Source organism: Symbiopectobacterium sp. Eva_TO, from assembly GCF_053848865.1.
Window position 1 is genome coordinate 2,137,655 of record NZ_JBSPEY010000004.1, and the last position, 24,433, is coordinate 2,162,087.

General features: G+C 54.0%; 15 protein-coding genes and 5 pseudogenes. 11 read left to right on the forward strand and 9 right to left on the reverse strand.

Going from position 1 to position 24,433, the window contains the following annotated elements; all coding sequences use genetic code 11:
- Nucleotides 1–100: 100 nt before the first annotated feature.
- On the reverse strand, nucleotides 101–1,915 hold the full coding sequence (locus tag ACWWJF_RS13285) for a methyl-accepting chemotaxis protein (RefSeq protein WP_455869701.1): 1,815 nt from the start codon (nucleotides 1,913–1,915) through the stop codon (nucleotides 101–103).
- Nucleotides 1,916–2,331: 416 nt separating this feature from the next.
- Here ACWWJF_RS13285 and ACWWJF_RS13290 point away from each other — a divergent pair, with 416 nt between their 5' ends.
- Both ACWWJF_RS13290 and ACWWJF_RS13295 read left to right on the forward strand, forming a co-directional pair.
- Entirely contained in the window at nucleotides 2,332–2,586 is a 255-nt protein-coding gene (locus ACWWJF_RS13290; RefSeq protein WP_455869702.1) for a YfgG family protein, read from the forward strand.
- 118 nt (nucleotides 2,587–2,704) lie between these two features.
- Nucleotides 2,705–3,169: a DUF1456 family protein gene (locus tag ACWWJF_RS13295; protein ID WP_455869703.1), complete on the forward strand. Its 465-nt coding sequence runs from the start codon at nucleotides 2,705–2,707 to the stop codon at nucleotides 3,167–3,169.
- Nucleotides 3,170–3,245: 76 nt separating this feature from the next.
- Here the strand turns inward: ACWWJF_RS13295 and ACWWJF_RS13300 are convergent.
- Nucleotides 3,246–4,414, reverse strand: a protein-coding gene (locus ACWWJF_RS13300; RefSeq protein ID WP_455868400.1) for an IS3 family transposase whose coding sequence is annotated in 2 segments (ribosomal slippage) — nucleotides 3,246–4,159 and nucleotides 4,159–4,414 — 1,170 coding nt in all. Because the reading frame shifts where the segments join, the coding sequence is not laid out codon by codon here.
- Nucleotides 4,415–4,534: 120 nt separating this feature from the next.
- Between ACWWJF_RS13300 and mgtE the strand changes: the two are divergent.
- A pseudogene (gene mgtE / locus ACWWJF_RS13305) lies at nucleotides 4,535–5,955 on the forward strand (magnesium transporter).
- On the opposite strand, the gene galK reads toward mgtE, so the two are convergent.
- Together galK and galT are read right to left on the reverse strand one after the other, a co-directional pair.
- Nucleotides 5,944–7,119 carry a galactokinase gene (gene galK, locus ACWWJF_RS13310; protein WP_455869704.1) on the reverse strand — a complete coding sequence of 392 codons (1,176 nt, stop codon included), beginning with the start codon at nucleotides 7,117–7,119 and terminating at the stop codon, nucleotides 5,944–5,946. The pseudogene mgtE and the gene galK sit on opposite strands and share 12 nt — an antisense overlap.
- A complete protein-coding gene (galT, locus tag ACWWJF_RS13315) occupies nucleotides 7,106–8,167 on the reverse strand; it encodes a galactose-1-phosphate uridylyltransferase (RefSeq protein WP_455869705.1) in 1,062 nt (353 codons plus the stop codon). The genes galK and galT overlap by 14 nt, the downstream gene beginning before the upstream one ends.
- Nucleotides 8,168–8,402: 235 nt before the next feature.
- Between galT and galR the strand changes: the two genes are divergently transcribed.
- From galR to ACWWJF_RS13330, 3 genes and pseudogenes are all read left to right on the forward strand, one after another.
- The gene (gene galR, locus ACWWJF_RS13320) at nucleotides 8,403–9,413 is read left to right on the forward strand and encodes an HTH-type transcriptional regulator GalR (RefSeq protein ID WP_455869706.1); all 1,011 of its coding nucleotides are present in this window, start codon (nucleotides 8,403–8,405) and stop codon (nucleotides 9,411–9,413) included.
- A 221-nt stretch (nucleotides 9,414–9,634) separates the two neighbouring features.
- Nucleotides 9,635–9,895: pseudogene (locus ACWWJF_RS13325) on the forward strand (Na+ dependent nucleoside transporter N-terminal domain-containing protein); the annotation flags it as partial.
- A 68-nt stretch (nucleotides 9,896–9,963) separates the two neighbouring features.
- Nucleotides 9,964–10,167: pseudogene (locus tag ACWWJF_RS13330) on the forward strand (transposase); the annotation flags it as partial.
- A 55-nt stretch (nucleotides 10,168–10,222) separates the two neighbouring features.
- On the opposite strand, the gene asmA reads toward ACWWJF_RS13330, so the two are convergent.
- From asmA to udk, 3 genes are read right to left on the reverse strand one after another with little or no spacing between them, the layout of a single operon-like run.
- Nucleotides 10,223–12,073: an outer membrane assembly protein AsmA gene (asmA, locus tag ACWWJF_RS13335; protein ID WP_455869707.1), complete on the reverse strand. Its 1,851-nt coding sequence runs from the start codon at nucleotides 12,071–12,073 to the stop codon at nucleotides 10,223–10,225.
- A 44-nt stretch (nucleotides 12,074–12,117) separates the two neighbouring features.
- Nucleotides 12,118–12,699 (reverse strand): dCTP deaminase, encoded by a 582-nt coding sequence (gene dcd / locus ACWWJF_RS13340; RefSeq protein WP_455869708.1) that lies wholly within the window; start codon nucleotides 12,697–12,699, stop codon nucleotides 12,118–12,120.
- Between the two features lie 37 nt (nucleotides 12,700–12,736).
- Entirely contained in the window at nucleotides 12,737–13,378 is a 642-nt protein-coding gene (udk, locus tag ACWWJF_RS13345; RefSeq protein WP_196906238.1) for a uridine kinase, read from the reverse strand.
- A gap of 236 nt (nucleotides 13,379–13,614) precedes the next feature.
- Here udk and ACWWJF_RS13350 point away from each other — a divergent pair, with 236 nt between their 5' ends.
- Nucleotides 13,615–13,767 carry a GIY-YIG nuclease family protein gene (locus ACWWJF_RS13350; protein WP_455869709.1) on the forward strand — a complete coding sequence of 51 codons (153 nt, stop codon included), beginning with the start codon at nucleotides 13,615–13,617 and terminating at the stop codon, nucleotides 13,765–13,767.
- A 28-nt stretch (nucleotides 13,768–13,795) separates the two neighbouring features.
- On the opposite strand, the gene ACWWJF_RS13355 is transcribed toward ACWWJF_RS13350, so the two are convergent.
- Together ACWWJF_RS13355 and apbC are read right to left on the reverse strand one after the other, a co-directional pair.
- Nucleotides 13,796–14,964 (reverse strand): IS3 family transposase gene (locus ACWWJF_RS13355; protein ID WP_455868400.1). Its coding sequence is split into 2 segments (ribosomal slippage): nucleotides 13,796–14,709 and nucleotides 14,709–14,964, totalling 1,170 coding nucleotides; the frame shifts between segments, so codons are not numbered across the junction.
- Nucleotides 14,965–15,489: 525 nt separating this feature from the next.
- Entirely contained in the window at nucleotides 15,490–16,599 is a 1,110-nt protein-coding gene (gene apbC / locus ACWWJF_RS13360) for an iron-sulfur cluster carrier protein ApbC (RefSeq protein ID WP_455869710.1), read from the reverse strand.
- A gap of 225 nt (nucleotides 16,600–16,824) precedes the next feature.
- Here apbC and metG point away from each other — a divergent pair, with 225 nt between their 5' ends.
- From metG to ACWWJF_RS13380, 4 genes and pseudogenes are all read left to right on the forward strand, one after another.
- On the forward strand, nucleotides 16,825–18,852 hold the full coding sequence (gene metG, locus ACWWJF_RS13365; protein WP_455869711.1) for a methionine--tRNA ligase: 2,028 nt from the start codon (nucleotides 16,825–16,827) through the stop codon (nucleotides 18,850–18,852).
- A 344-nt stretch (nucleotides 18,853–19,196) separates the two neighbouring features.
- A pseudogene (fdnG, locus tag ACWWJF_RS13370) lies at nucleotides 19,197–22,246 on the forward strand (formate dehydrogenase-N subunit alpha).
- 11 nt (nucleotides 22,247–22,257) lie between these two features.
- A pseudogene (fdxH, locus tag ACWWJF_RS13375) lies at nucleotides 22,258–23,148 on the forward strand (formate dehydrogenase subunit beta).
- Between the two features lie 111 nt (nucleotides 23,149–23,259).
- A protein-coding gene (locus tag ACWWJF_RS13380) for an IS3 family transposase (protein ID WP_455869712.1) occupies nucleotides 23,260–24,428 on the forward strand; the annotation gives its coding sequence in 2 pieces (ribosomal slippage) (nucleotides 23,260–23,515 and nucleotides 23,515–24,428; 1,170 coding nt in all).
- Nucleotides 24,429–24,433 lie beyond the last annotated feature (5 nt).

Sequence of the window (24,433 nt, forward strand, 5' to 3'; positions counted from 1 at the left end):
GAGAATGAACGCGTCTCTCAGCAAGGGATTCCCGCTTTCGCGGGAATGACCGTGAGAGTAGGCTGTTTGTCAGCAAACTCGCATGGCCTTTTCCGAGACACTAGGCGTCTGCCAGGAGCAAAGGGGCATTATCAGCAACCGGTTCGGAAACGTCTACGCGAAAACGCCCGACCAGTTCTGTCATATCCGCCACTTGGCCATCCAGCATCTGACTCGCCGTCGAGGCTTCAGCCACCAGCGTGGCATTCTGCTGTGTGACCTGCTCCAACTGGCTCAACGCCACATTGATCTGGGCGATCCCCAGCGATTGCTCGCCCGCCGCAATGGTGATATCCCCCACCAGTGCTTTTACTTTGCTGGTGCCGTCGATAATCTCATGTAATCCGCGATGAGACTCTGATACCAGCGCACTGCCCTCCTCCACGCTGGAAAGGCTGTCAGCGATCAGCGCACGAATTTTGTTAGCTTCATCGACGCTACGCTGCGACAGTTGGCGCACTTCAGTTGCCACTACCGCAAAACCGCGCCCGTGCTCTCCCGCTCTGGCCGCTTCCACCGCCGCATTGAGCGCCAATAGGTTGGTTTGAAACGCGATGGCATCAATGCCCGTGACGATCTCGGTAACCCGTTGACTGGTTTGCTGGATCTTGCTCATGGCGTCACGGGCAGACGAGGTAATATCGCCAATGTTGCGCACCCGCTCATCAACCGTGGTGGTCAGTTCACGCGCCTGGGCGGCAAAATCGGCGGTCTGCTGCACGGTGGCGGTAATTTGCTCCATGCAGCTGGCGGTTTCCACCAGCGAAGCCGCCTGCTGCTCCGTGCGTTGCGCCAGATTGTGATTGCCGTAAGCAATTTCATTGCTGGCCCTTCCGATGGTCGTGGCGCTGTTTTTGATTTTTATCACCAGATTCGCAATGCTCTCCAGCGATTGGTTATAGGCACTGTTGAGCCGAGACAGCTCATCCGTTCCCGGCACAGATAGGCGCTGCGTCAAGTCTCCACCCATTTCGGCGATGGTCGTCAAGGTATCCTGCAACTGTCGGTTGATGCTGCGCATGATCATCGCCGCCAGCGCCAGCCCAATCGCCAGTAGCGTGCCGCTCAGGTAGGTGATCCAGGCCCGTTGTGCGCTGGCAGACAAACGCTGGACATCGCCAAGCCGCGTGGTAACTGCCTGTTCTTCGATACTTTTAAGCTGCTCAATTTTCTGTGTTTGCAATGAAAACCATCGAGCACCATCGATATTCCATTCCCCTTGCGGTGCGGCAATCGCCCGTTGGCGCAGCGCCTGCGCGTCTTGCGCTTGGCTGGAACTTATCGCTCGGTCAAACGCCTGACGCAGTGATTCCGATGCCAGGGTTCTGAAGCTGGCAATATAGGCATCGCCGCGTCCCACCAATTGTTTCAGGCGAACAAACATACCCTCGCCAAAACGATTGGCAGAAAAAACGTTAGCCAACACCGCGCGCTCAATCCCAGCCTGCTCCTTGGCATTCAGCAGGCTGTAATAAGCGGTAATTTGCTGGGTGATCCCCGCATCGCGCACCAAATGCGCCATCAGACCAATGCCTTCCAACAACGCCGCCACTTTTTCGCTATAGGCGCCCAGTGCTGTGTTCACCGGTATCGATATGCTGTTTACCTGATCTCTGAGCGAGTCCAGTGTCTTGAGAGAATCAGCCACCTGAGTAAAATTTTTAGCTACATCGCCGCCGAGCCATGTGGTATCTATGTCGCGATAACGTTGCTGGAAAGCGGTAGCAGCTTTATCCGTATTCTGGCGCTGCGTCTGCAATTCGAGACCAAAGGCGTTGCCCTGACTGCCAAAATAACCGGCGCTCATCCTTCGTTCCCGTTGCAGTTGATGCACCAACTCTCGCGCATCTCGCGCTAACTGGATCTGCTTTTCCATCCGGTTCATTTCACGTTCTGTCTGACGACGCTCATTCATTCCCAATGCGCTGAGCTACAGCAATGCCAGTAGCATGGGTAATAGCGCAAGGAGGAATTTATTACGTATCGAAATGCGGTGAAGTATCTGCATTGGAAGCCGCTCCGTATTCCATTTAAGGGCAGGTTTACTGTGTCAAAACGACGAACATCACGCCCGCCCATCTGCGTCGATAAGCAAGGCTTATTCTTAGTGTCGGTATCAATAACCGGCGTTGCGCCGATTTTATTATGTATGGCACAGAAACCCCAAATATTCACCACGCCGCGCTCGGCGAAATCCATCAGGATCACAAAAGTAAGTCGAAGGATTGACCAACTTCATCAATTATGAATAAATAGAAACAGCGCATAAGCGCGGATACGAGAGTGATAATAATGGCTACCCTGATACACAGGCGACGAACCACCCTGTCAACCCAGTCCAACAAGCGACGATCGTCCCGCGAGAGACGAAGCGGTTCGCGAATTGCGCAAGCGATTCTCCTGATCAGTTTCTTTATCCTCGTAGGCCGTTTTGCTTACTCCTCCGTTAGTGCTTTTTTCCATCATAAAGATAAACAGCAACGTATCGAGCAAACGCTGAAATCATCGCCGGTCAACCCCACGCTTTCCTTCGTTAAAAAAGAGTAGCGCTCGAGCGTTAATAAAAAGTATCGCACACCCCGTTTTAACACTTCAGTGTCAGATCTTCCGCGATCCCTTATACTCTCCAACAATAACCAAAACGAATGGCGAAAAAAAACCGGTAATGATGAACAATGATGTCTTGCGCAGCGTACGCTATATGCTGAATTTCAATAATGACCACCTGCTAAAGATTCTGGCGCTGGTGGAGATGACCGTCCCTCCCCAGCAGTTGGCGAGCTACGTCAAAAAAGAGGGAGAGGAAGGCCATCAGCCTTGCCCGGACATCGTGATGAGTTATTTCCTGACTGGGCTGATTCTGCAAAAACGCGGTCAAGATGAAAACCAGCCTGCGCCGCAGTTTGAACGCAAGGTGACCAATAACATTATCCTGAAAAAACTGCGTGTCGCTTTCTCATTAAAAACGGATGATATTCAGGCGATTCTGCTGACACAAAATTTTCGCATTTCACTGCCGGAAATCACCGCAATGATGCGCGCACCTGACCACAAAAACTATCGCACCTGCGGCGATCAGGTTATACGCTACTTTCTAAAAGGACTGGCTGCGCGGGTACGCAAAGGATAAGAGCGCCCCGTCAACAAAAAGGCGTGAGCGTTGTCTGACTATCCACCGTAAAAGCCACTGACAATGCTTGTAGTGGTCAACTAATATTGGCCACCGCATTAGACTGTATGTAGAACAGTCGCTCAGATTCGTTTGGAGTTAAGCCGCCGTTATACCAGTGAGGCCGGATAGCGCTGTAATACCCCGTGATGTAGCGGATAATCGCGTCCTGGGCTTCGCTGAAGCTGTTGTAACCCTTTGTCGGCACCCATTCTGTCTTCAGGCTGCGGAAGAACCGCTCCATTGGCGCATTATCCCAGCAGTTACCCCGCCGACTCATACTCTGCTTTATCCGGCAGCGCCACAGGGCTTGCCGGTATTGACGGCTGGTATAGTGGCTGCCCTGGTCGCTGTGGAACATGACTCCTGTTGGTTGTCCCCGGAGTTCCCAGGCCATCTGCAACGCTTTAACTGTCAGCGCCGAGTCCGGCGACGTCGACATGGCCCAGCCCACCGGTTTGCGGGCGAACAGATCTAGCACCACCGCAAGGTAAGCCCAGCATTTGCCCGTCCAGATGTAGGTCACATCGCCGCACCAGACCTGATCCGGCGCGGTAACCGCGAACTGGCGGTTGAGATAGTTCGGTATTTCAACGTGTTCATTGCCGCCGCGTTTGTATTTGTGAGCCGGTCGCTGGCAGCTGGCGATACCCAGCTCCTTCATCAGCTTGCCAGCCAGCCAGCGCCCCATTTTGACACCGGAGCTGCCGGTGACGATGGTCGCGATACTTCGAGCGCCGGCAGAGCCGCCGCTGGCGTTCCAGGCTTCCATGACGCGGCTACACTTAACCACGCGCTCACCGTCGGGTTCATTAGCGGAAGCCTGCCAGTGCCTGTAGCTGCTGCGATGTACCTCAAAAGTTTGGCACAACGCCGTGACCGGGTATCGCGCCCTCAGCCTGTCGACTACCGTGAACCGTTGAGTGAGTCCGACATTAAGAGCGCCGTAGCCTTTTTTAGGATTTCGTTCTCCATTTCAAGGCATTGGACTTTTTTCTTCATCTCACGCAGCTCGAGCTGTTCAGGGGTAAGAGGAAGTCCCGTTGGCGTTTTTCCCTGTCGTTCAAGGCGAAGCTTATTGACCCAGCGACTAATGGCAGAATGGCTGACATTAACCGCCTCTGCGGCCTTAACGTATGTGTAGCCGTGGTCGACAACCAGCTTTGCGGCTTCGAGCTTAAATTCCGCCGTAAAATGTTTACCCATGAGGTCACCTGTCGTGTTGATGAGGTGAGCATATCACCTCCGATCAGGTGGCCAGTATCAGTGTGCCACTACAGCTCGATTTCTAGCACGTGCACGTGATAATCACTGAGAAAAACGATCATGCCAAGCGTCAAAAAGCTCTCGGCCATTCGCCACCGCATTTCCTTGTTGTTGGACGATCCTGCGCTGGTGGAAAGCCTCATCACCCGGGAGCTGCTGGGTGATGAGGATGAAAAAAAGCGGCTTCTCGACCACACCGCCGAGATCTGTGCACTGCTTACCGAATTACATGCTGCTGACCTTGCAGACTTACTGGAATCGCTGCCTCCCGAAGCGCGACAGGCGCTATGGTGCCTGACACCGCTCGATAAACGTGGCTTTGTGTTGTATGAGGCCTCGGACACCATTTCTGATGGCCTGATCGCCCAGATGAGCGACAAAGATATCCTGCTCGCCATTCGTCCGCTGGATATCGATGAGCAGGCGCAGTTAGCACGTCGCCTACCGCGCCACCTGTTGGGCCGTATTCTCACCGCGCTGGAACCTCGCCAGCGGGCGCAACTGCGAGAAACTATCCAGTACGACGAAGATTCTGTCGGTTATCTGGTTGATTTCAATCTGCTGACGGTACGACCGGACGTTACGCTGGCAGTAGTACAACGTTTTCTGCGTTGGCATAGGGTGATCCCCGACGCTACCGACAAACTGTTTGTCACCGAGCGTAAAAATCGCCTGCTGGGTGAGCTCACGCTGACCAATATTCTGCTGCACAAGCCAAACACACGGGTTGAGCAGGCAATGGATCCTGAGCCGATCCTTTTCGAACCGGAAACGGAAACTGATGACGTCGCCAGCGCGTTCGAACGCTACGATCTGATTTCCGCCGCCGTTGTCGACAGCAAAGGCAAGCTGTTGGGACGCGTCACCGTGGAAGATATTCTGGACCGGGTCAACCGTACCAGCGATCACCATCTGCGCCGTTCGAGTGGATTGACGGCGTCAGAAGATGTCTATGCACTGGTGGCCACAGCGGTAAAAAACCGTTCAGACTGGCTGGCCATCAACCTCTGCACCGCCTTGATCGCGTCCCGGGTTATTGGCTTGTTCGAAGACACGCTGGCGCATCTGGTGGCGTTGACAACGTTAATGCCGATTGTCGCTGGCATCGGCGGCAATACCGGCAACCAAACCATCACCATGATCGTGCGTGCGCTGGCGCTACACCAGTTGGATCACGGCAAAAAATCGACCTTGCTTTTTAAAGAGTTGGGCGTTGCCGTTTCAATGGTCTGGTGTGGGGTGCCGTGCTCGCCGTCATCACCGTGCTGCTGTACGGCAACATCGCTATGGGCGGCGTCATGATGCTGGCTATCCTGCTCAACTTGCTGCTGGCCGCCACCATGGGAGTGACGATCCCGCTGGCAATGGTAAAACTGGGCCGCGATCCCGCCGTCGGCTCCAGCTTGATGATCACGGAGATCACCGACACCGGCGGCTTTTTTATCTTCCTCGGGCTGGCGACCCTGTTTTTACTGCCCTGATGCAGGCAACACCCCAGCCCCTGCCGACGACTGGCAGATATGAAGCGTAGGTGGCAAGCCAGTGCGGGCCGGATAATCCCGCGCCACCCGCTCACACACCTCTGCCGTTAACGCAGCAGGCAACAGAGCAACGACGCAGCCGCCGAAACCACCGCCGGTCATGCGTACACCGCCGCGTTCACCGATATAGTCGTCGATCAGCGCAACCAGCGTGTCGATAGGCGGCACCGTAATGGCAAAATCGTCACGCATTGAGCAGTGCGATTCCGCCATCAGACCGGAAAGACGCGGGATATAGCCTGCCGTAAGCGCCGCGGCGGCTTCCAGCGTGCGCTGGTTTTCGGTGACGATATGGCGCGCACGCTGTGCCACTATCGCATCCAGCCCCGCACGGTTGGCTTCAAACTGTGCCAGTGAGACATCGCGCAGCGCTTTCACACCAAAATGCCGCGCTGCCGCCTCACACTGCGCGCGCCGGGTATTGTATTCTCTGTCCACCAGACCACGCCGCACGTTAGAGTTAATGATCAGCACATCCAACCCCGGCGGGATCGGCACCGCCGTGCCTTGCAACGAACGACAATCAATCAACAACGCATGGCCCGCAACGCCCTGCGCGGAAATAAACTGATCCATGATGCCGCAGTTACAGCCGACAAAGTGGTTTTCTGCCTGCTGGCCGTTCAGCGCCAGATCCAACGGGCTGAGCGGTAACGCATAGAGCGTTTTAAACACCTGCCCGACAGCTACTTCCAATGAGGCGGAGGAACTGAGCCCGGCGCCGGTTGGCACGTTCCCGGCAATGACCATATCCACGCAGCCCAGGGTCAATCCACGCGCCAACAAATACTTCACCACGCCGCGAATATAGTTCGGCCAGAGATACTGTGGATGCGGTTCAATCGTCCGCTTTACGTCAAAGCTGTCCTGCTGCTCTTCCATGTTGAAGGCCACAACTCGAACCAAACTGTCGGCGCGCGGGGCGGCAGCAATCACCGTGTGGTAATCGATGGCGCAGGGCAACACAAATCCGTCGTTGTAATCCGTGTGCTCACCGATCAAGTTGACGCGTCCGGGAGCCTGCACCTGCACCGCAGGCGCGTAGCCAAAGGTGGCGTTGAACACGGCATCCACCTGTTGCCGCACACTGTTAATTCGTCCCATCGTTCACCTCATGCTGTTGCCGAAAGTGAATATCGCTCACGCTGCGCAAGCGCTCCGCTGCCTGTTCCGGCGTCAAATCACGCTGCGGCTCCGCCAGCATTTCGTAGCCCACCATAAATTTCCGCACGCTGGCCGAACGCAGCAGTGGAGGATAGAAATGCGCATGCAGCTGCCAATGTGCATTATCGCCGTCGATAAACGGCGCGCCGTGCCAGCTCATGGAATAAGGAAACGTGCACTGAAACAAATTATCGTAACGGCTGGTCAACTTTTTCAGTGCCAGACACAAATCGCTGCGCTGCGCGGCTGTCAGTTGCGGCAACTGTTGCACCGCGCTGCGCGGCAGCAGGAGCGTTTCAAACGGCCAGGCGGCCCAATAGGGTACTACCGCCAGCCAGTGTTCCGTTTCCACCACACAGCGCACCTGCCCAGCCTGTTCGCGATGGGCATAATCCAACAAGAGTGACGTGCCATGGCGTGCGAAATAGGCACGCTGCTGCCTGTCTTCTTTGGCGATATAGGTGGGTAAAAAGCTATTGGCCCACACTTGCCCATGCGGATGCGGGTTAGAACATCCCATCATCGCGCCTTTGTTTTCAAATACCTGAACCCACGGATACTGTTTCCCCAGTATTTCTGTCTGTTCGCACCAGGCGGCGACAACCTGTGCCAGCGCAGCCAGAGAGAGTTCCGGCAATGTTTTGCTGTGGTCAGGTGAGAAGCAGATAACACGACTGGTGCCCTGCACGCTTTGCGTTTGAAACAACGGATCGTCGCTTGCCGCCAGCGCAGGGGTTTGCTCCATCAGCGCTGAAAAATCATTGCGAAACACATAGGTGTGGGTGTAATTCGGATTCACTTCTCCGGTAACACACCGATTGCCTGCGCAGAGATAACAATTCGGATCGTGAGCCGGTAACAGATGCCTGTCCGGCTCATCCTGTTGGCACTGCCAGGGGCGTTTAGCGCGATGGGGAGAAACCAGCACCCATTCGCCGCTAAGCGGATTGTAACGACGATGCGGATGCTCTGTGGGATCGAATGACATTCCTGACACTCCTTAAACAGCAGCGATACCTTTGGTGCGTTGATGGGCGCATGGGGTGTAATCTGTTTTCACACGGCACGATAAAAATCGCAAAAAAGCCAGTTGCAAAAGCTGTGTAAACGATTACCCTCATTGTAGGCAGTAAGCGTGATAAATGAGAATAGCGACACGCGCGATTGATATTGATACCGATCACATAAACCAATAACCATCAACACAGACAGGGAAACCACCGATGGCAACCATAAAGGATGTTGCACGCCTGGCCGGCGTCTCCGTGGCAACGGTGTCACGGGTCATCAATGACTCGCCGAAAGCCAGCCAGGCATCGCGGGATGCGGTGCATAACGCCATGGCAGAATTGCGCTATCATCCCAACGCCAATGCGCGCGCACTGGCACATCAACATGCAGAAACCCTGGGGCTGGTGGTGGCGGATGTGTCCGATCCTTTCTTTGGCGCGATGGTAAAAGCGGTCGATAGCACCGCCAGAGCGACGGGCAATTTTTTACTGATCAGCAACGGCTACCATGATGCAGAAATGGAGCGCCAGGCGATAGAGCAGTTGCTGCGCAACTGCTGCTCAGCGCTGGTGGTGCACGCCAAAATGTTGCCTGATGCGGAACTGAGCGCGTTTATGCACCATGTCCCCGGCATGGTGCTGATCAACCGCATTCTACCCGGCTTTGAGTCGCGCTGCGTGGCGCTGGACGATCGCTACGGCGGCTGGTTGGCAACCCGGCATATGCTTCAGGAAGGGCATCGCACCATTGCCTTTCTCTGTTCCAATCACCTGATTTCCTACGCCGACGATCGCTTACAAGGCTACAGCACCGCCCTGCACGACCAGGGCATTGCGCTGGATAGCCGGCTGATCGCCCGCGCCGCGCCGGATGAAACCGGCGGCGAGGCGGCGATGCGCGAACTGCTGAGCCGCGGTGTGCCTTTAAGCGCCGTGGTGTGTTACAACGATTCGATGGCTGCGGGCGCATTGGCGGTATTGAGCGACAACGGCATTGAGGTACCACAAGCCGTATCCCTGATAGGTTTTGACGACGTGCTTATCGCGCGCTACTTACGTCCACGTTTGACCACCATACGCTATCCGGTGATAGCCATGTCGACGCAAGCCGCCGAGTTGGCGATTGCGCTGGCACAAGGTCAGGCGCTGACAGCGGTAACCAACACCTTTACGCCGACGCTGGTACGTCGCCACTCGGTACAGTCCCTCACACAAGCTCGTTAACTACCGTTAGCCGGCGATACGGGCATCCCCAAACCGGGTTGCCCGCTCTCTTATTGGTTACGTTTGCTTACCATCCCCACTCAGCTACCTGCGATAAGCTATTCAACTTAGCGCTATTCCCACGATATAATTATACTTTTGCGTGTTTTATCGCATTTTTAGCTTTCTCGTTACCTAGAATGGCGTGGGAAACGTTACCCCGCCTACTATTCGGAGCTCTCATGACCCATATTGCGCAATTTGCGTTGGCACTGCTTGTCGTTGCCGGTTTAGCGCTGCTTGTCTGCCGCGACCGTAAAAGCATTCGTATCCGTTTTATCATTCAGCTGTTAGTGATTGAAATTCTGCTCGCTTGGTTCTTCTTGTATTCCAACGTGGGCCTGAGCTTCGTAAAAGGGTTTGCCGCCGTCTTTGATAAATTGCTGGGGTTTGCCGGACAAGGGACCGATTTCGTGTTTGGCGATATGGTCAACCAGGCTTTGTTGAATAAATAGAAAGTTTGGGTAATCATCGGATCAGATCACCATAGTTGTTTCAACATCAGGTCTCCATGGCAAAACAAAATTTTAAAATCACTAACTGGCCCTCCTATAACAAGGCCCTCAAGCAGCGCGGTTCTCTAACCGTATGGCTAGATGAATCAGCCATTGCTGCATGGACGGAAAAAACGACTACTGAACGGCGTGGACGACCGCTCCACTACTCAGATATGGCCATCACCACAGTCCTGATGATGAAACGCGTGTTTGGCCTAATGAGATGGTCACCCCTATTTATCGCCCTCGATCTTAAGACCACGACATAGGCAATCAAAGCTTATCGAGAAGCTGTTTTAGCCCTTTGCCGGTCTGGCTCTGCTGGTTTTTGTGTGCCCACTCATTGAGCCGCTTTTTCATCTCATCCTGAAGGCGTTTACGCAGCAACTGATCGACTTGTAGTTGATAGCTCAGGTTATTGATCGGGCCATAAATACGCAGAGGTACGCTGGTAGATTTTAAAATCTCCACTAACTGCTCGTTGCCACGCCAGCCGTCGGTAATGCGCACGTTAAAATTCATGTCACATTGTTGAGCCGGGAGATCAAACTGGCTGGTGCCGGTGAGCGACAGCAGTGCAGATTGACCGGTGATATCACTTACCCGCAGTTTGCCTGCATTGAGATCGGCATTGCCGGTCAACCGCTTAATGTCGGTATAACGATCGTAGCGCTCTAACGCCTGTACATTGCTGTTGTTGCGCACCACCGGCAACTGAATCATCTGCTGAATATTCACGCCCTGAAAACGCAGGTTGTCCACACGCAATGTCACGTTACCCCGCCACTGACGCATCAATGCATCCAGCGAGAAAGTATCGCCACTAAATTGTCCCTTTAACGACAGTTTGCCACTTACCGTTTGCGGCAACGCAAACGCGACTGTCAGCGGCTCAACACTCACACCCTCAATAGTGGGTTGCAAAGTGATTTTAGGTGTTGCCTTCGCATCCATTTTTCCGGTCAGTGCGATACGCCCGCCGTTAAGCTCGCTCTGCAACGAGGAAAGAGTCAGTACGCCAGCCTGATTAACCGCGTTGAGATTTACCTTGCTGAATGACAGGCCACGGTAGATAAGCGTGTCTACCTGCAATGCCAACTGCGCACTGAACGATTGCCATAAGGCATCGCCCTCACTCAACCCGCGCTCCGTCGAAACTACCGGCGTAACGGTCTTGATCGCGGCTGGCGAAGCGTTTTGCGTTTGTGCCGTTGGCGCACTTCCCAGCAGCGCATCAAGGTTTAGCCGCGCCGCGTTGATGTCCAGCGTATATACAGGGTGATCACCCAGGATTGCTGTCGCATTCCCGCTCAGTTGACTGTCACTTGCCGCCAGCGTGAACTGACTTATCGTGACTTTTTCTGGCTGAGTAACACCAGCAGCTTGTTGATAGCTGGCTTGGAGGCTACCACTGCCGCTAATGCCGCCAACGGGAATACCAGCGCCCTGAAGTTGGTATTGAAATTGTTCGATGCTGGCGTCGATTTGCTGCGGATAGTGCTGCATATCGAGATTCGCCTGAAGTGATACGGCAAGGTCGCGCTGATCGCGATTAATGCGGCTGGTCAATTCCAGCGCCAGTTGGCGCTCACTGCTCTCTTCCAACGTGAGGTTGATATCGCGCACGTTGAGCTGTTCGTCGTCACCGCGCTGCAAAATCAACAGGCTATCGACGATTTTCAACTGATTAATGGCAAGTCGCCAATTGCGCGTCTCTTCAGGCGTTGACGAACCGGCTGGCGCAATGGGTGCGGTGCTGGAGCGATGCACTTCGCTTTCAGGCGTTAAGCGCATCACCGCCCCTTTTAGCATCACCTGCTTCACTTCCAGACGATGTGACAATAGCGGCCAGAGTTTCACATCCAGACGCATGTTTTCTGCACTGATAATTGGTGCCGCCGCGCCCGGCGCGGTTAGCGACATACCGCCAGAAAGAATGCTGAGCTGGGGCCAAACGTGCCAGCGGAGATCCCCCTCCAACTGCAAACGGTATCCGCTGCAGGCATCAACCTGGCTTACCATGTAAGCGCGAAAATCGTTGGGATTCACCAGCATGACCAGCGCCGTCATACCGACAGCCAGCACCACAAGCAAAATCGCCAGCGTCGTCAACACTCTTTTCATGCCATTCTCCCAACAATCAGTGCAACAGCATTATGCACTGGCGATCAATCCTTATCGATTCGGCTCGCCACAGCGCCCTGCTGATCTTTGTATTTTGCATCTTCACGACGGTTGTAGGGGCGCGCGGCCGTGCCAGAGAGCGGTTCAAAACTCAATGCACCGATAATCATGCCAGGACGTAATGCCAACGGTAGCTTACCTGAATTATAGAACTCCAGCACAATTCTACCCTGCCAGCCGGGATCGATGCGATGCGCAGTAACGTGAACCATTAATCCCAGGCGCGCCAAAGATGAGCGACCGTCGAGCCAGCCCACCAAATTATCCGGCAATGTCACCGATTCCAACGTCACCGCCAGCGCCAATTCGCCAGGATGCAGGAAAAACGCTTCGCCTTCCGGCAAGTTGATTTCATCGCTCATCACGCGATCGAGCGCCGCGCTAACTTCGTCTTTTGGGCCGCTTAAATCGATAAATGCGGCAGTGTGTCCGCTGAAAACGCGAAACTGATTGCCCAGCCGCACATCCAGCGTTGCACCGTTGATTCGTTCAACGGGAGGACGGGGGGTGATAACCAGGCGTCCATCGTCTAGCCAGCTTTCTATGTCACGATCGCACAGTCTCATGTTGTTCCCTTTTCTCGTTTACGCCGTCTTCGGTGAATTATTCAAAAAACTGACTGATTTTGGCTTTCAGAATATCAATCGCAATACGGTTTTTACCGCCGCGTGGCACGATAATATCTGCATATTGCTTGGACGGTTCAATAAATTGCAAAAACATTGGGCGTACCGTTTTTTGATACTGTTCCATAACCGAGTCCATGGAGCGACCGCGTTCGTTCACATCACGGCGCATACGTCGCAGCAAGCAGATATCCAACGGGGTATCGACAAAAATAGAAAAATTCAGCTCAGCGCGCAGGCGGACTTCCGTCAGTAACAAGATACCTTCCAGAATGATCACTTTCTTCGGCAACAAGCGTACCGTCTCTTGCTTGCGGGTATGCTCAACGTAACTGTACTGTGGCAACTCAATCGCTTGTCCGGCTTTAAGCATTTTCAGATGCGTTAACAGCAGGTCATGGTCCATGGCATTGGGGTGGTCGTAGTTGGTTTTAACCCGCTCTTCCATGCTCAGATGGCTTTGATCTTTATAATAACTGTCTTCCGGGATGACCCCGATATGCTCATCCCCCACCTGATCGCGCAACTCGCGATAGAGCGTACTGGAAATAAGACTTTTGCCAGAAGCGGATGCTCCTGCAATTCCGATGATGACACACTGGTGAGACGTCGCAGCCATGACAATAAATGACCTGATAAATGAGGGAAATGCCGAATGGCATAGTAACGGGTAAACAAACAGTAACGAGCGAATTATAGGGAGTTAAGGCAGACAGCGCCACCCCTACTCATGGTCATTTCTGGTTTGCAAAAGGATCGGTGAGCACGGTCGCTATATTCGAGGATGAGGATAACGAAAGGCGTCGCGGTGAAGATCAGTTACAACGGAGTTCTTAATGTGTCCGGTGAATAAGAATGCCATCGAATGTCTATATATTAACCAACAAACCGAATGGCACGCTTTATATCGGTGTCACCAGCAATTTGACACGACGCATCTGGCAGCGTAATAATCTGAAAATACGAGGTTTTTTCCATCAATACAATGTAAATCAGCTTGTTTATTAATAACGTACTTAAAGTCATATTGTAGTGGTCAACTAATATTGGCCACCGCATTAGACTGTATGTAGAACAGTCGCTCAGATTCGTTTGGAGTTAAGCCGCCGTTATACCAGTGAGGCCGGATAGCGCTGTAATACCCCGTGATGTAGCGGATAATCGCGTCCTGGGCTTCGCTGAAGCTGTTGTAACCCTTTGTCGGCACCCATTCTGTCTTCAGGCTGCGGAAGAACCGCTCCATTGGCGCATTATCCCAGCAGTTACCCCGCCGACTCATACTCTGCTTTATCCGGCAGCGCCACAGGGCTTGCCGGTATTGACGGCTGGTATAGTGGCTGCCCTGGTCGCTGTGGAACATGACTCCTGTTGGTTGTCCCCGGAGTTCCCAGGCCATCTGCAACGCTTTAACTGTCAGCGCCGAGTCCGGCGACGTCGACATGGCCCAGCCCACCGGTTTGCGGGCGAACAGGTCTAGCACCACCGCAAGGTAAGCCCAGCATTTGCCCGTCCAGATGTAGGTCACATCGCCGCACCAGACCTGATCCGGCGCGGTAACCGCGAACTGGCGGTTGAGATAGTTCGGTATTTCAACGTGTTCATTGCCGCCGCGTTTGTATTTGTGAGCCGGTCGCTGGCAGCTGGCGATACCCAGCTCCTTCATCAGCTTGCCAGCCAGCCAGCGCCCCATTTTGACACCGGAGCTGCCGGTGACGATGGTCGCGATACTTCGAGCGCCGGCAGAGCCGCCGCTGGCGTTCCAGGCTTCCATGACGCGACTACACTTAACCACGCGCTCACCGTCGGGTTCATTAGCGGAAGCCTGCCAGTGCCTGTAGCTGCTGCGATGTACCTCAAAAGTTTGGCACAACGCCGTGACCGGGTATCGCGCCCTCAGCCTGTCGACTACCGTGAACCGTTGAGTGAGTCCGACATTAAGAGCGCCGTAGCCTTTTTTAGGATTTCGTTCTCCATTTCAAGGCATTGGACTTTTTTCTTCATCTCACGCAGCTCGAGCTGTTCAGGGGTAAGAGGAAGTCCCGTTGGCGTTTTTCCCTGTCGTTCAAGGCGAAGCTTATTGACCCAGCGACTAATGGCAGAATGGCTGACATTAACCGCCTCTGCGGCCTTAACGTATGTGTAGCCGTGGTCGACAACCAGCTTTGCGGCTTCGAGCTTAAATTCCGCCGTAAAATGTTTACCCATGAGGTCACCTGTCGTGTTGATGAGGTGAGCATATCACCTCCGATCAGGTGGCCAGTATCAGTGTGCCACTACATATCGTTATACACATCTTTTGGCCATTTTTTGAACAGGATGCTCAGAACCCCGTGAATTAAGGCATTCAAGCCATCCCATTGGCTTTTTGAGGTTCAAAATGCCACTCTGAGATAAACCCGTAACTCATTGATTAAACAGTGCGTTAGAAAGATGTGTATAACGATATGACTTAAAGTATGCTCATGGCAATTAAGCGGGAGAAGTAATTAAAAAAATGGATGCGGGCGTGGAAAGTTAATTTGATCGAGGCGGCCAACCCTTTGTGGAATGACTTATTCTTTACCCTGTTCTGAATGTCCCCTCTGCCATCCTCGGCGAAAGCTGGGGATTTCAGGCAGAAGGCACGCCTTTTGCCTATCAGAGATTCACGCCTGCGCGGGAATAACGAAGAAAAAGCGGGAATGACAAAGAGAGAGTGGGAACGCCACACATCCCCACTCCTGTAGCCCGTCACACCGCCCGAAACGAAATCTCGGTCGGAATGACTTCACCCTGCCAGTAAAGCTGTGCAGCCACTTGCCCGGCCAGTTCGCGATACAGTGAGGTGAACTCGCTGTCTGGCTTGCTGGCAACGGTGGGTTCACCGCGATCGAGATCCTCACGCAGAGAGATATGCAGCGGCAGTTGCCCCAACAGGGCACAGTTGTATTTCTCCGCCAGTTTCTGCGCGCCGCCGGTGCCAAAAATCGGCTCCAGATGACCGCAGTGGCTGCAAATATGCACGCTCATGTTCTCGACGATACCCAACACCGGCACGCTGACTTTCTCGAACATGGTGATGCCCTTCATGGCATCCACCAACGCAATGTCTTGCGGCGTCGTCACCACCACTGCGCCCGTCACCGGCACATTTTGCGCCAGCGTCAACTGGATATCCCCGGTGCCCGGCGGCATATCTAATACCAGATAATCGAGATCCGGCCAGAGCGTATCTTGCAGCAGTTGCAACAGCGCTTTACTCGCCATCGGGCCGCGCCACACCATCGCATTATCATCCGTCACCAGATAACCGATAGAGTTGGTCGCCAGACCATAAGCCATGATCGGTGCCATGTGCTGACCATCCGGCGAGGTCGGGCTCTCGCTGGCAGTGCCTAACATGGTCGGAATGGAAGGGCCATAGATATCGGCATCGAGAATACCCACCGACGCTCCCTCTGCGGCCAGCGCCAATGCCATGTTCACCGCGGTGCTGGATTTCCCTACGCCCCCCTTGCCAGAGCTAACGGCAATAATGTTTTTAACGCCTTTGACACCCGCCTGATTGTTAACACGGCGCAGCGTGGCAATACTGTGTGTCAGGCGCCATTCCACATCCTTGGCGCCGGTTAAACGCATCAACTCTGGGCTGACGGTTTCTTTTAATACGTCCAACCCACTCAACCAGGCAAATGGCATCACCAGTTCGATGCGCAGCACCTCATCCAGCAAGGCACAGTGATGCAAGGCATTGAGCGTCGTCAGGTTATTTTTCAGCGTCGGGTGCTTAAACGTGGAGAGGACACCAGTCACCACTGCCTTCAGCGTATCGGGGGTCTGCTCAGGGATTGTTGCGTTCATCCCGGCTCCTTATCGTTCTCATTATTTTGTGGAAAAACAGCCATAGCATAACAGAATGCCCCGCTCCGATCGTAGACCTCAGTGAAAAAATCGCCCCGGCAACGAGAACGCCGCGTTGCCCGCGTTTGACAGGGTTTTCCGCTTACAGCAGTTTACGCCACAAGGGCCTATCGGTTAACATCGGGATTCCCTCTCATCATCATGAAAGAAAGTAAGTTCCCCACTATGACTCAAGTCGCTAAGAAAATATTGGTAACCTGCGCGTTGCCTTATGCTAACGGATCAATCCACCTCGGCCACATGCTGGAGCATATCCAGGCTGATATCTGGGTCCGTTATCAGCGAATGCGCGGTCACCAGGTTCACTTTATCTGTGCGGATGACGCCCACGGTACGCCAATCATGTTGAAAGCACAGCAGATGGGTGTGGCACCGGAGCAGATGATTGCGGACGTGAGTCAGGAACATCAGCTTGATTTCGCTGGCTTTCAGATTAGCTACGACAATTATCACTCCACCCACAGTGAAGAGAACCGGGAGTTGTCCGGTCTTATCTATCGTCGTTTGAAAGAGAACGGTTTTATCAAGAACTGCACCATTTCTCAGCTCTACGATCCGGAAAAAGGCATGTTCTTGCCGGACCGTTTCGTCAAAGGCACCTGCCCGAAATGTAAAGCGGCCGATCAGTATGGTGACAACTGCGAAGTGTGCGGCGCGACTTATAGCCCGACGGAACTGATCGACCCGAAATCGGCGGTTTCCGGTGCGACACCGGTGATGCGCGAGTCGGAGCACTTCTTCTTTGATTTGCCCGCATTCAGCGAAATGCTGCAAGCCTGGACGCGTTCCGGTGCGTTGCAGGAGCAGGTCGCCAACAAGATGCAAGAGTGGTTTGATGCCGGCCTGCAACAGTGGGATATCACCCGCGATGCGCCCTACTTCGGTTTCGAAGTGCCGGATGCTCCGGGCAAATATTTTTACGTCTGGCTGGATGCGCCGATCGGTTACATGGGGTCGTTTAAAAACCTGTGCGACAAACGCGGTGATATCGATTTTGATGAGTTCTGGCGTAAAGAGAGCAGTGCTGAGCTGTACCATTTCATCGGTAAAGATATCGTCTATTTCCACAGCCTGTTCTGGCCTGCCATGTTAGAAGGCAGCGGTTTCCGTAAGCCGACCAACCTGTTTGTGCACGGCTATGTGACGGTAAACGGTGCCAAGATGTCCAAATCGCGCGGCACCTTTATCAAGGCCGAGACCTATCTGCAACATCTGGATGCCGATTGCCTGCGTTATTACTACGCGGCCAAGCTGTCGTCACGCATTGACGATATCGACCTCAATCTTGAAGATTTCGTGCAGCGCGTGAATGCCGATATCGTTAACAAAGTGGTTAACCTCGCGTCGCGTAACGCTGGTTTCATAAATAAGCGTTTTGGCGGAAAACTGGCGGAAACCCTGGCCGATGGCGAGCTCTATGCCACTTTTGCCAATGCGGCTGACAGCATTTCAGAAGCCTACGCCAACCGAGAATCCGGCAAAGCTATCCGCGAGATCATGGCGCTGGCCGATATCGCCAACCGCTATGTGGACGAACAAGCCCCATGGGTGGTGGCAAAAGAAGAAGGCCGCGATGCGGATTTGCAGGCGATTTGCTCCATGGGCATCAACCTGTTCCGCGTGCTGATGACCTACCTGAAACCGGTATTGCCGTCGCTGGCAGAGCGCGCCGAAGCGTTCCTCAACACTACGTTGACATGGGATGCGGTAGTACAACCGCTGCTGAGTCACGACGTGAAAGCGTTCAAAGCGTTGTTCAACCGTATCGATCTCGACAAGGTCAATGCGATGGTTGATGCTTCCAAAGAAGACATGAGTGCCAAGAAGGTCGTGACCGGTCCGCTGGCTGACGATCCAATTCAGGACTCCATCTCTTTTGACGATTTTGCCAAAGTGGATATGCGCATTGCGCTGATTAAACAGGCTGATTTCGTGGAGGGCTCTGACAAGCTGCTGCGATTGACACTGGATCTCGGCGGTGAAACGCGCCAGATTTTCTCCGGTATCCGCACGGCTTACCCCGATCCGAAAGCGCTGGAAGGCCGTTTGACCATCATGGTCGCCAACCTGGCCCCGCGTAAAATGCGATTCGGCGTGTCGGAAGGTATGGTGATGGCCGCAGGCCCTGGCGGCAAGGAAATTTTCCTGCTCAGCCCGGATAGCGGCGCCCAGCCGGGAATGCAAGTTAAATAATCCATCAAGCCGCCTCCGGGCGGCTTTTTTATCGCCCTTTATTTGCGGTAAAACATCTCACAGACGTAGCATTCCCCCCCATTTCCTGTTGCTCAATTGTATCTTTTTTGTATGGCGATTTTTTTGCCATTTTGGCTATTTTTGCAGCGAAAAAACAACCATTAGATTACAAAACTGAAACCAAGCGCTATATAATTAATTATATATCAACATAAAAACATACCTTTAAAGGAGTAAAAAGGTGTTTTAAATACTTAAATTTTGATTTCGCGCAAAACCCCTATCGTGAGTGTTGTTAAATTGCCTGCAACAAAAAATGAACAAACAATCACATAGGGAAACTAATGCAAATTAATCGAAGAGGTTTCTTTAAAGTTTGTGCAGGGGGGATGGCTGGCACCACCCTCGCCGCACTGGGCTTTGCCCCCACGGAAGCAATGGCATCGGTACGTCAGTACAAATTACTGCGCGCCAAGGAAACTCGTAACAACTGCACCTACTGCTCCGTCGGGTGCGGTGTGTTGATGTACAGTCTGGGTGATGGAGCGAAAAACGCTAAACCGGCCATTTACCATATCGAGGGGGATCCGGATCATCCGGTAAGCCGTGGCTCGCTGTTTCCGAAAGGCGCAGGGCTGGTTGACTACATCCACAGCGAAGGACGTTTGAAGCACCCCGAGTATCGCGCGCCAGGCTCCGACAAATGGCAGCGCATTAGCTGGGATGATGCCATTGATCGTATTGCACGCCTGATGAAGGCAGACCGTGATGCCAACTTTGAACGCGTCAACGCCAAGGGCACTGTAGTTAACCGTTGGTTGACCACCGGCATTCTCTGCTCTTCTGCCGCCAGCAATGAAACCGGTATCCTCGATCAGAAATTTGCCCGCTCACTGGGTATGATCGCTATCGACTGCCAGGCACGCCTGTGCGATGGTCCGACCGTTGCCGCACTCGCGCCCACGTTTGGTCGCGGTGCCATGACCAATAACTGGGTGGATATCAAAAACGCCAATCTGATTATCGTGATGGGGGGTAACGCCGCAGAAGCCCACCCGGTTGGTTTTAAATGGGCGGTCGAAGCGAAAACCCATAACGACGCCAAACTGATCGTGGTTGACCCGCGCTTTAACCGCTCCGCCGCCGTAGCCGACCTCTATGCCCCGATCCGGGCAGGTTCCGATGCTGCGTTCCTGCTGGGGATTATCAACTACCTGATCACCCATGATAAAATTCATCACGAATATGTGAAGTCTTACACCAGCGCCAGCCTGATCGTGCGTGAGGACTTCGGGTTCGATGAAGGCCTGTTCAGCGGTTATAATGCGGATGCCCGCCAGTACGACAAGACCAGTTGGAACTACGAACTGGACGCTAACGGCTTTGCCAAACGCGATATGACGCTGACACACCCGCGCTGTGTTTGGAACCTGCTGAAAGCGCATGTTGCTCGCTACACGCCTGAAATGGTTGTTTCACTATGCGGTACGCCAGCGCATCATTACGAAGAGATCTGCCGCTCTCTGGCAGAAACCAGCGTTCCCGATAAAACAGCGGCCTTCATGTACGCGCTGGGTTGGACACACCACACCAACGGCGCACAGATTATCCGTGCCGCAGCCATGATCCAGTTGCTGCTTGGCAATATCGTCATGGCCGGTGGAGGTGTCAACGCCCTGCGCGGTCACTCCAATATTCAGGGCTATACCGACCTGGGGCTGCTCAGCCTTAATCTGCCGGGCTACATGCCTCTGCCGTCGGAAAAGCAAGCTGACCTGAAAACCTACCTCAAGCAGATCACGCCGGATGCACTGCTGCCGGACCAAGTCAACTACTGGAAGAATACGCCAAAATTCTTTATCAGCATGATGAAGAGCTTCTATGGCGACCACGCGCAAGCAGACAATCAGTGGGGCTATGAATGGCTACCGAAGTGGGATCGCAGCTACGACGTGATGGTGCAAACCGAATTGATGGTTGAAGGCAAGATGCACGGCTATATCGTGCAAGGCTTCAACCCGCTGGCGGCGTTCTCCAACAAGAACAAAGCGACGGAAGCGCTCTCCAAATTGAAGTACATGGTAGTTATCGATCCGCTTGCGACCGAGACCTCCACCTTCTGGCAGAACCACGGCGAATTTAACGATGTCGATAGCGCCGCCATCCAGACTGAAGTGTTCCGTTTGCCTTCCAGTTGCTTCGCGGAAGAAAACGGCTCCATCGCCAACTCCGGCCGTTGGTTGCAATGGCACTGGGCAGCGGCCGAGCCACCGCGGCAGAGGCGCTGCACGACGGAAAGATCCTCGGCAAACTGCTGATGCGCCTGCGCGAACTGTATCGCGAAGAAGGCGGCGTATGCCCTGAACCATTGATGAACATCAACTGGAACTATCAGGACCCGGAAGACCCGACGCCGGAAGAAATTGCGCGCGAAAGTAATGGTATGGCGCTGGCGGATATTTATGACGACAAGGGCACGCTGATCCTGAAAAAAGGCCAGCAACTGGCAGACTTCTCGCAGTTGCGCGACGACGGCACTACGTCCAGCTTCTGCTGGATTTACGCCGGTAGCTGGACGGAAAAAGTCAACCAGATGGCGAACCGCGACAACAGCGATGCCGAGCTGGGGGCAATGCCGGGCTCGGCCTGGTGCTGGCCGCAAAACCGCCGCATCCTTTACAACCGCGCCTCCGCTGACCTGCAAGGAAAACCTTGGGACAGCAAGCGCAAGCTGCTGGAGTGGAACGGCCAGAAATGGCAAGGCATCGATGTGCCTGATTTCGCCGCTACCGTACCGCCAGGCAAAGACGCGATGCCGTTTATCATGTTGCCGGAAGGCGTGGCGCGTCTCTTCTCGGTGGATAAACTGGTCGATGGCCCGTTCCCGGAACACTACGAACCGGTGGAAACGCCGCTCGATACCAATCCGTTGCACCCGTCAGTGGTATCCAGCCCGGCGGCGCGACTGTTTGCCCGCGATGCAAAAACCATGGGCAAGGCGAGCGATTTCCCTTATGTCGCTACCACCTACTCCATTACCGAGCTGTTCCGTCATTGGACCAAGCATGCGCGCATTAACGCCATAATCCAACCCGAGCAGTTTGTGGAAATTGGCGAAAACCTGGCGCAGAGCAAAGGGATCAAAGCGGGGGATGAGGTGAAGGTTTCCTGTCAGCGCGGCTACATCAAAGCCAAAGCGGTGGTCACCAAACGTATCAAGACCTTGACCGTCGCCGGTAAAGCGATTGAGACCGTCGGGATACCTTGTCACTGGGGCTTTGAAGGCACCACGCGCAAAGGCTTCCTGGCAAATACCCTCACGCCCAGCGTCGGTGACGCTAACTCGCAAACGCCAGAGTTCAAGGCGTTTTTGGTGAATGTGGAAAAGGTGTAAGGTAGCGCGCTATGTCAATGCAATCTCAAGATATTATTCAACGTTCGGCTACCAGTAGCCTGACACCGCCACCGCACGTGAGAAACGATAAAAGTGAAGTGGCCAAACTGATTGACGTCACCACCTGTATTGGCTGTAAAGCCTGTCAGGCGGCCTGCTCCGAGTGGAACGACATCCGTGACGAAGTGGGCCATAACCACGGGGTGTATGATAACCCGATGGATCTGAGCGCCAAATCCTGGACGGTGATGCGCTTTTCCAAAGTGGAAAGCGCCGATCGTCTGGAGTGGCTGATCCGTAAAGATGGCTGCATGCATTGTAGCGATCCGGGCTGTTTGAAGGAGTGTCCGTCTGCCGGTGCCATCATTCAGTATGCGAACGGCATAGTCGACTTCCAGTCCGAGCACTGCATCGGCTGCGGTTACTGTATCGCTGGCTGCCCGTTCAACGTTCCGCGGCTCAATAAAGACGATAACAGGGTGTATAAATGCACCATGTGTGTGGATCGCGTTAGCACGGGTCAGGAACCGGCCTGTGTGAAAACCTGTCCGACCGGCGCCATTCATTTCGGAACCAAGGAATAGATGAAACTGCTGGCGGAAGAGCGCATCACGCATCTGAAAAAACGCGGTTATAACAACGCGGGTCTGTACGATCCCGAAGGGATGGGCGGTACTAACGTCATGTACGTGCTGCACCATGCCTATAAACCGTCGCTCTACAACAATCTGCCCGACAATTCGCAGATCTCTACCCCGGTCAACTTGTGGAAAGGCATCCTCAAACCGCTGGCAACGCTCGGCTTTGTCGCTACCTTTGCCGGTTTGATTTTCCACTATGTTGGCGTGGGACCAAACACGGAAGAAACGGAGAATGACCACGACGAGGAGGAGAAGCAATGAGCAAGCAGAAAATGATTGTGCGCACTAAATTCGTTGACTGTAGTGGCACACTGATACTGGCCACCTGATCGGAGGTGATATGCTCACCTCATCAACACGACAGGTGACCTCATGGGTAAACATTTTACGGCGGAATTTAAGCTCGAAGCCGCAAAGCTGGTTGTCGCCCACGGCTACACATACGTTAAGGCCGCAGAGGCGGTTAATGTCAGCCATTCTGCCATTAGTCGCTGGGTCAATAAGCTTCGCCTTGAACGACAGGGAAAAACGCCAACGGGACTTCCTCTTACCCCTGAACAGCTCGAGCTGCGTGAGATGAAGAAAAAAGTCCAATGCCTTGAAATGGAGAACGAAATCCTAAAAAAGGCTACGGCGCTCTTAATGTCGGACTCACTCAACGGTTCACGGTAGTCGACAGGCTGAGGGCGCGATACCCGGTCACGGCGTTGTGCCAAACTTTTGAGGTACATCGCAGCAGCTACAGGCACTGGCAGGCTTCCGCTAATGAACCCGACGGTGAGCGCGTGGTTAAGTGTAGCCGAGTCATGGAAGCCTGGAACGCCAGCGGCGGCTCTGCCGGCGCTCGAAGTATCGCGACCATCGTCACCGGCAGCTCCGGTGTCAAAATGGGGCGCTGGCTGGCTGGCAAGCTGATGAAGGAGCTGGGTATCGCCAGCTGCCAGCGACCGGCTCACAAATACAAACGCGGCGGCAATGAACACGTTGAAATACCGAACTATCTCAACCGCCAGTTCGCGGTTACCGCCCCGGATCAGGTCTGGTGCGGCGATGTGACCTACATCTGGACGGGCAAATGCTGGGCTTACCTTGCGGTGGTGCTAGATCTGTTCGCCCGCAAACCGGTGGGCTGGGCCATGTCGACGTCGCCGGACTCGGCGCTGACAGTTAAAGCGTTGCAGATGGCCTGGGAACTCCGGGGACAACCAACAGGAGTCATGTTCCACAGCGACCAGGGCAGCCACTATACCAGCCGTCAATACCGGCAAGCCCTGTGGCGCTGCCGGATAAAGCAGAGTATGAGTCGGCGGGGTAACTGCTGGGATAATGCGCCAATGGAGCGGTTCTTCCGCAGCCTGAAGACAGAATGGGTGCCGACAAAGGGTTACAACAGCTTCAGCGAAGCCCAGGACGCGATTATCCGCTACATCACGGGGTATTACAGCGCTATCCGGCCTCACTGGTATAACGGCGGCTTAACTCCAAACGAATCTGAGCGACTGTTCTACATACAGTCTAATGCGGTGGCCAATATTAGTTGACCACT

Coding starts and splice junctions, on each gene's coding strand:
- ACWWJF_RS13285 (WP_455869701.1), bottom strand. CDS start 1,915: ATGGAAAAGCAGATCCAGTTAGCGCGAGATGCGCGAGAGTTGGTGCAT.
- ACWWJF_RS13290 (WP_455869702.1), top strand. CDS start 2,332: ATGGCTACCCTGATACACAGGCGACGAACCACCCTGTCAACCCAGTCC.
- ACWWJF_RS13295 (WP_455869703.1), top strand. CDS start 2,705: ATGATGAACAATGATGTCTTGCGCAGCGTACGCTATATGCTGAATTTC.
- galK (WP_455869704.1), bottom strand. CDS start 7,119: ATGGGACGAATTAACAGTGTGCGGCAACAGGTGGATGCCGTGTTCAAC.
- galT (WP_455869705.1), bottom strand. CDS start 8,167: ATGTCATTCGATCCCACAGAGCATCCGCATCGTCGTTACAATCCGCTT.
- galR (WP_455869706.1), top strand. CDS start 8,403: ATGGCAACCATAAAGGATGTTGCACGCCTGGCCGGCGTCTCCGTGGCA.
- asmA (WP_455869707.1), bottom strand. CDS start 12,073: ATGAAAAGAGTGTTGACGACGCTGGCGATTTTGCTTGTGGTGCTGGCT.
- dcd (WP_455869708.1), bottom strand. CDS start 12,699: ATGAGACTGTGCGATCGTGACATAGAAAGCTGGCTAGACGATGGACGC.
- udk (WP_196906238.1), bottom strand. CDS start 13,378: ATGGCTGCGACGTCTCACCAGTGTGTCATCATCGGAATTGCAGGAGCA.
- ACWWJF_RS13350 (WP_455869709.1), top strand. CDS start 13,615: ATGCCATCGAATGTCTATATATTAACCAACAAACCGAATGGCACGCTT.
- apbC (WP_455869710.1), bottom strand. CDS start 16,599: ATGAACGCAACAATCCCTGAGCAGACCCCCGATACGCTGAAGGCAGTG.
- metG (WP_455869711.1), top strand. CDS start 16,825: ATGACTCAAGTCGCTAAGAAAATATTGGTAACCTGCGCGTTGCCTTAT.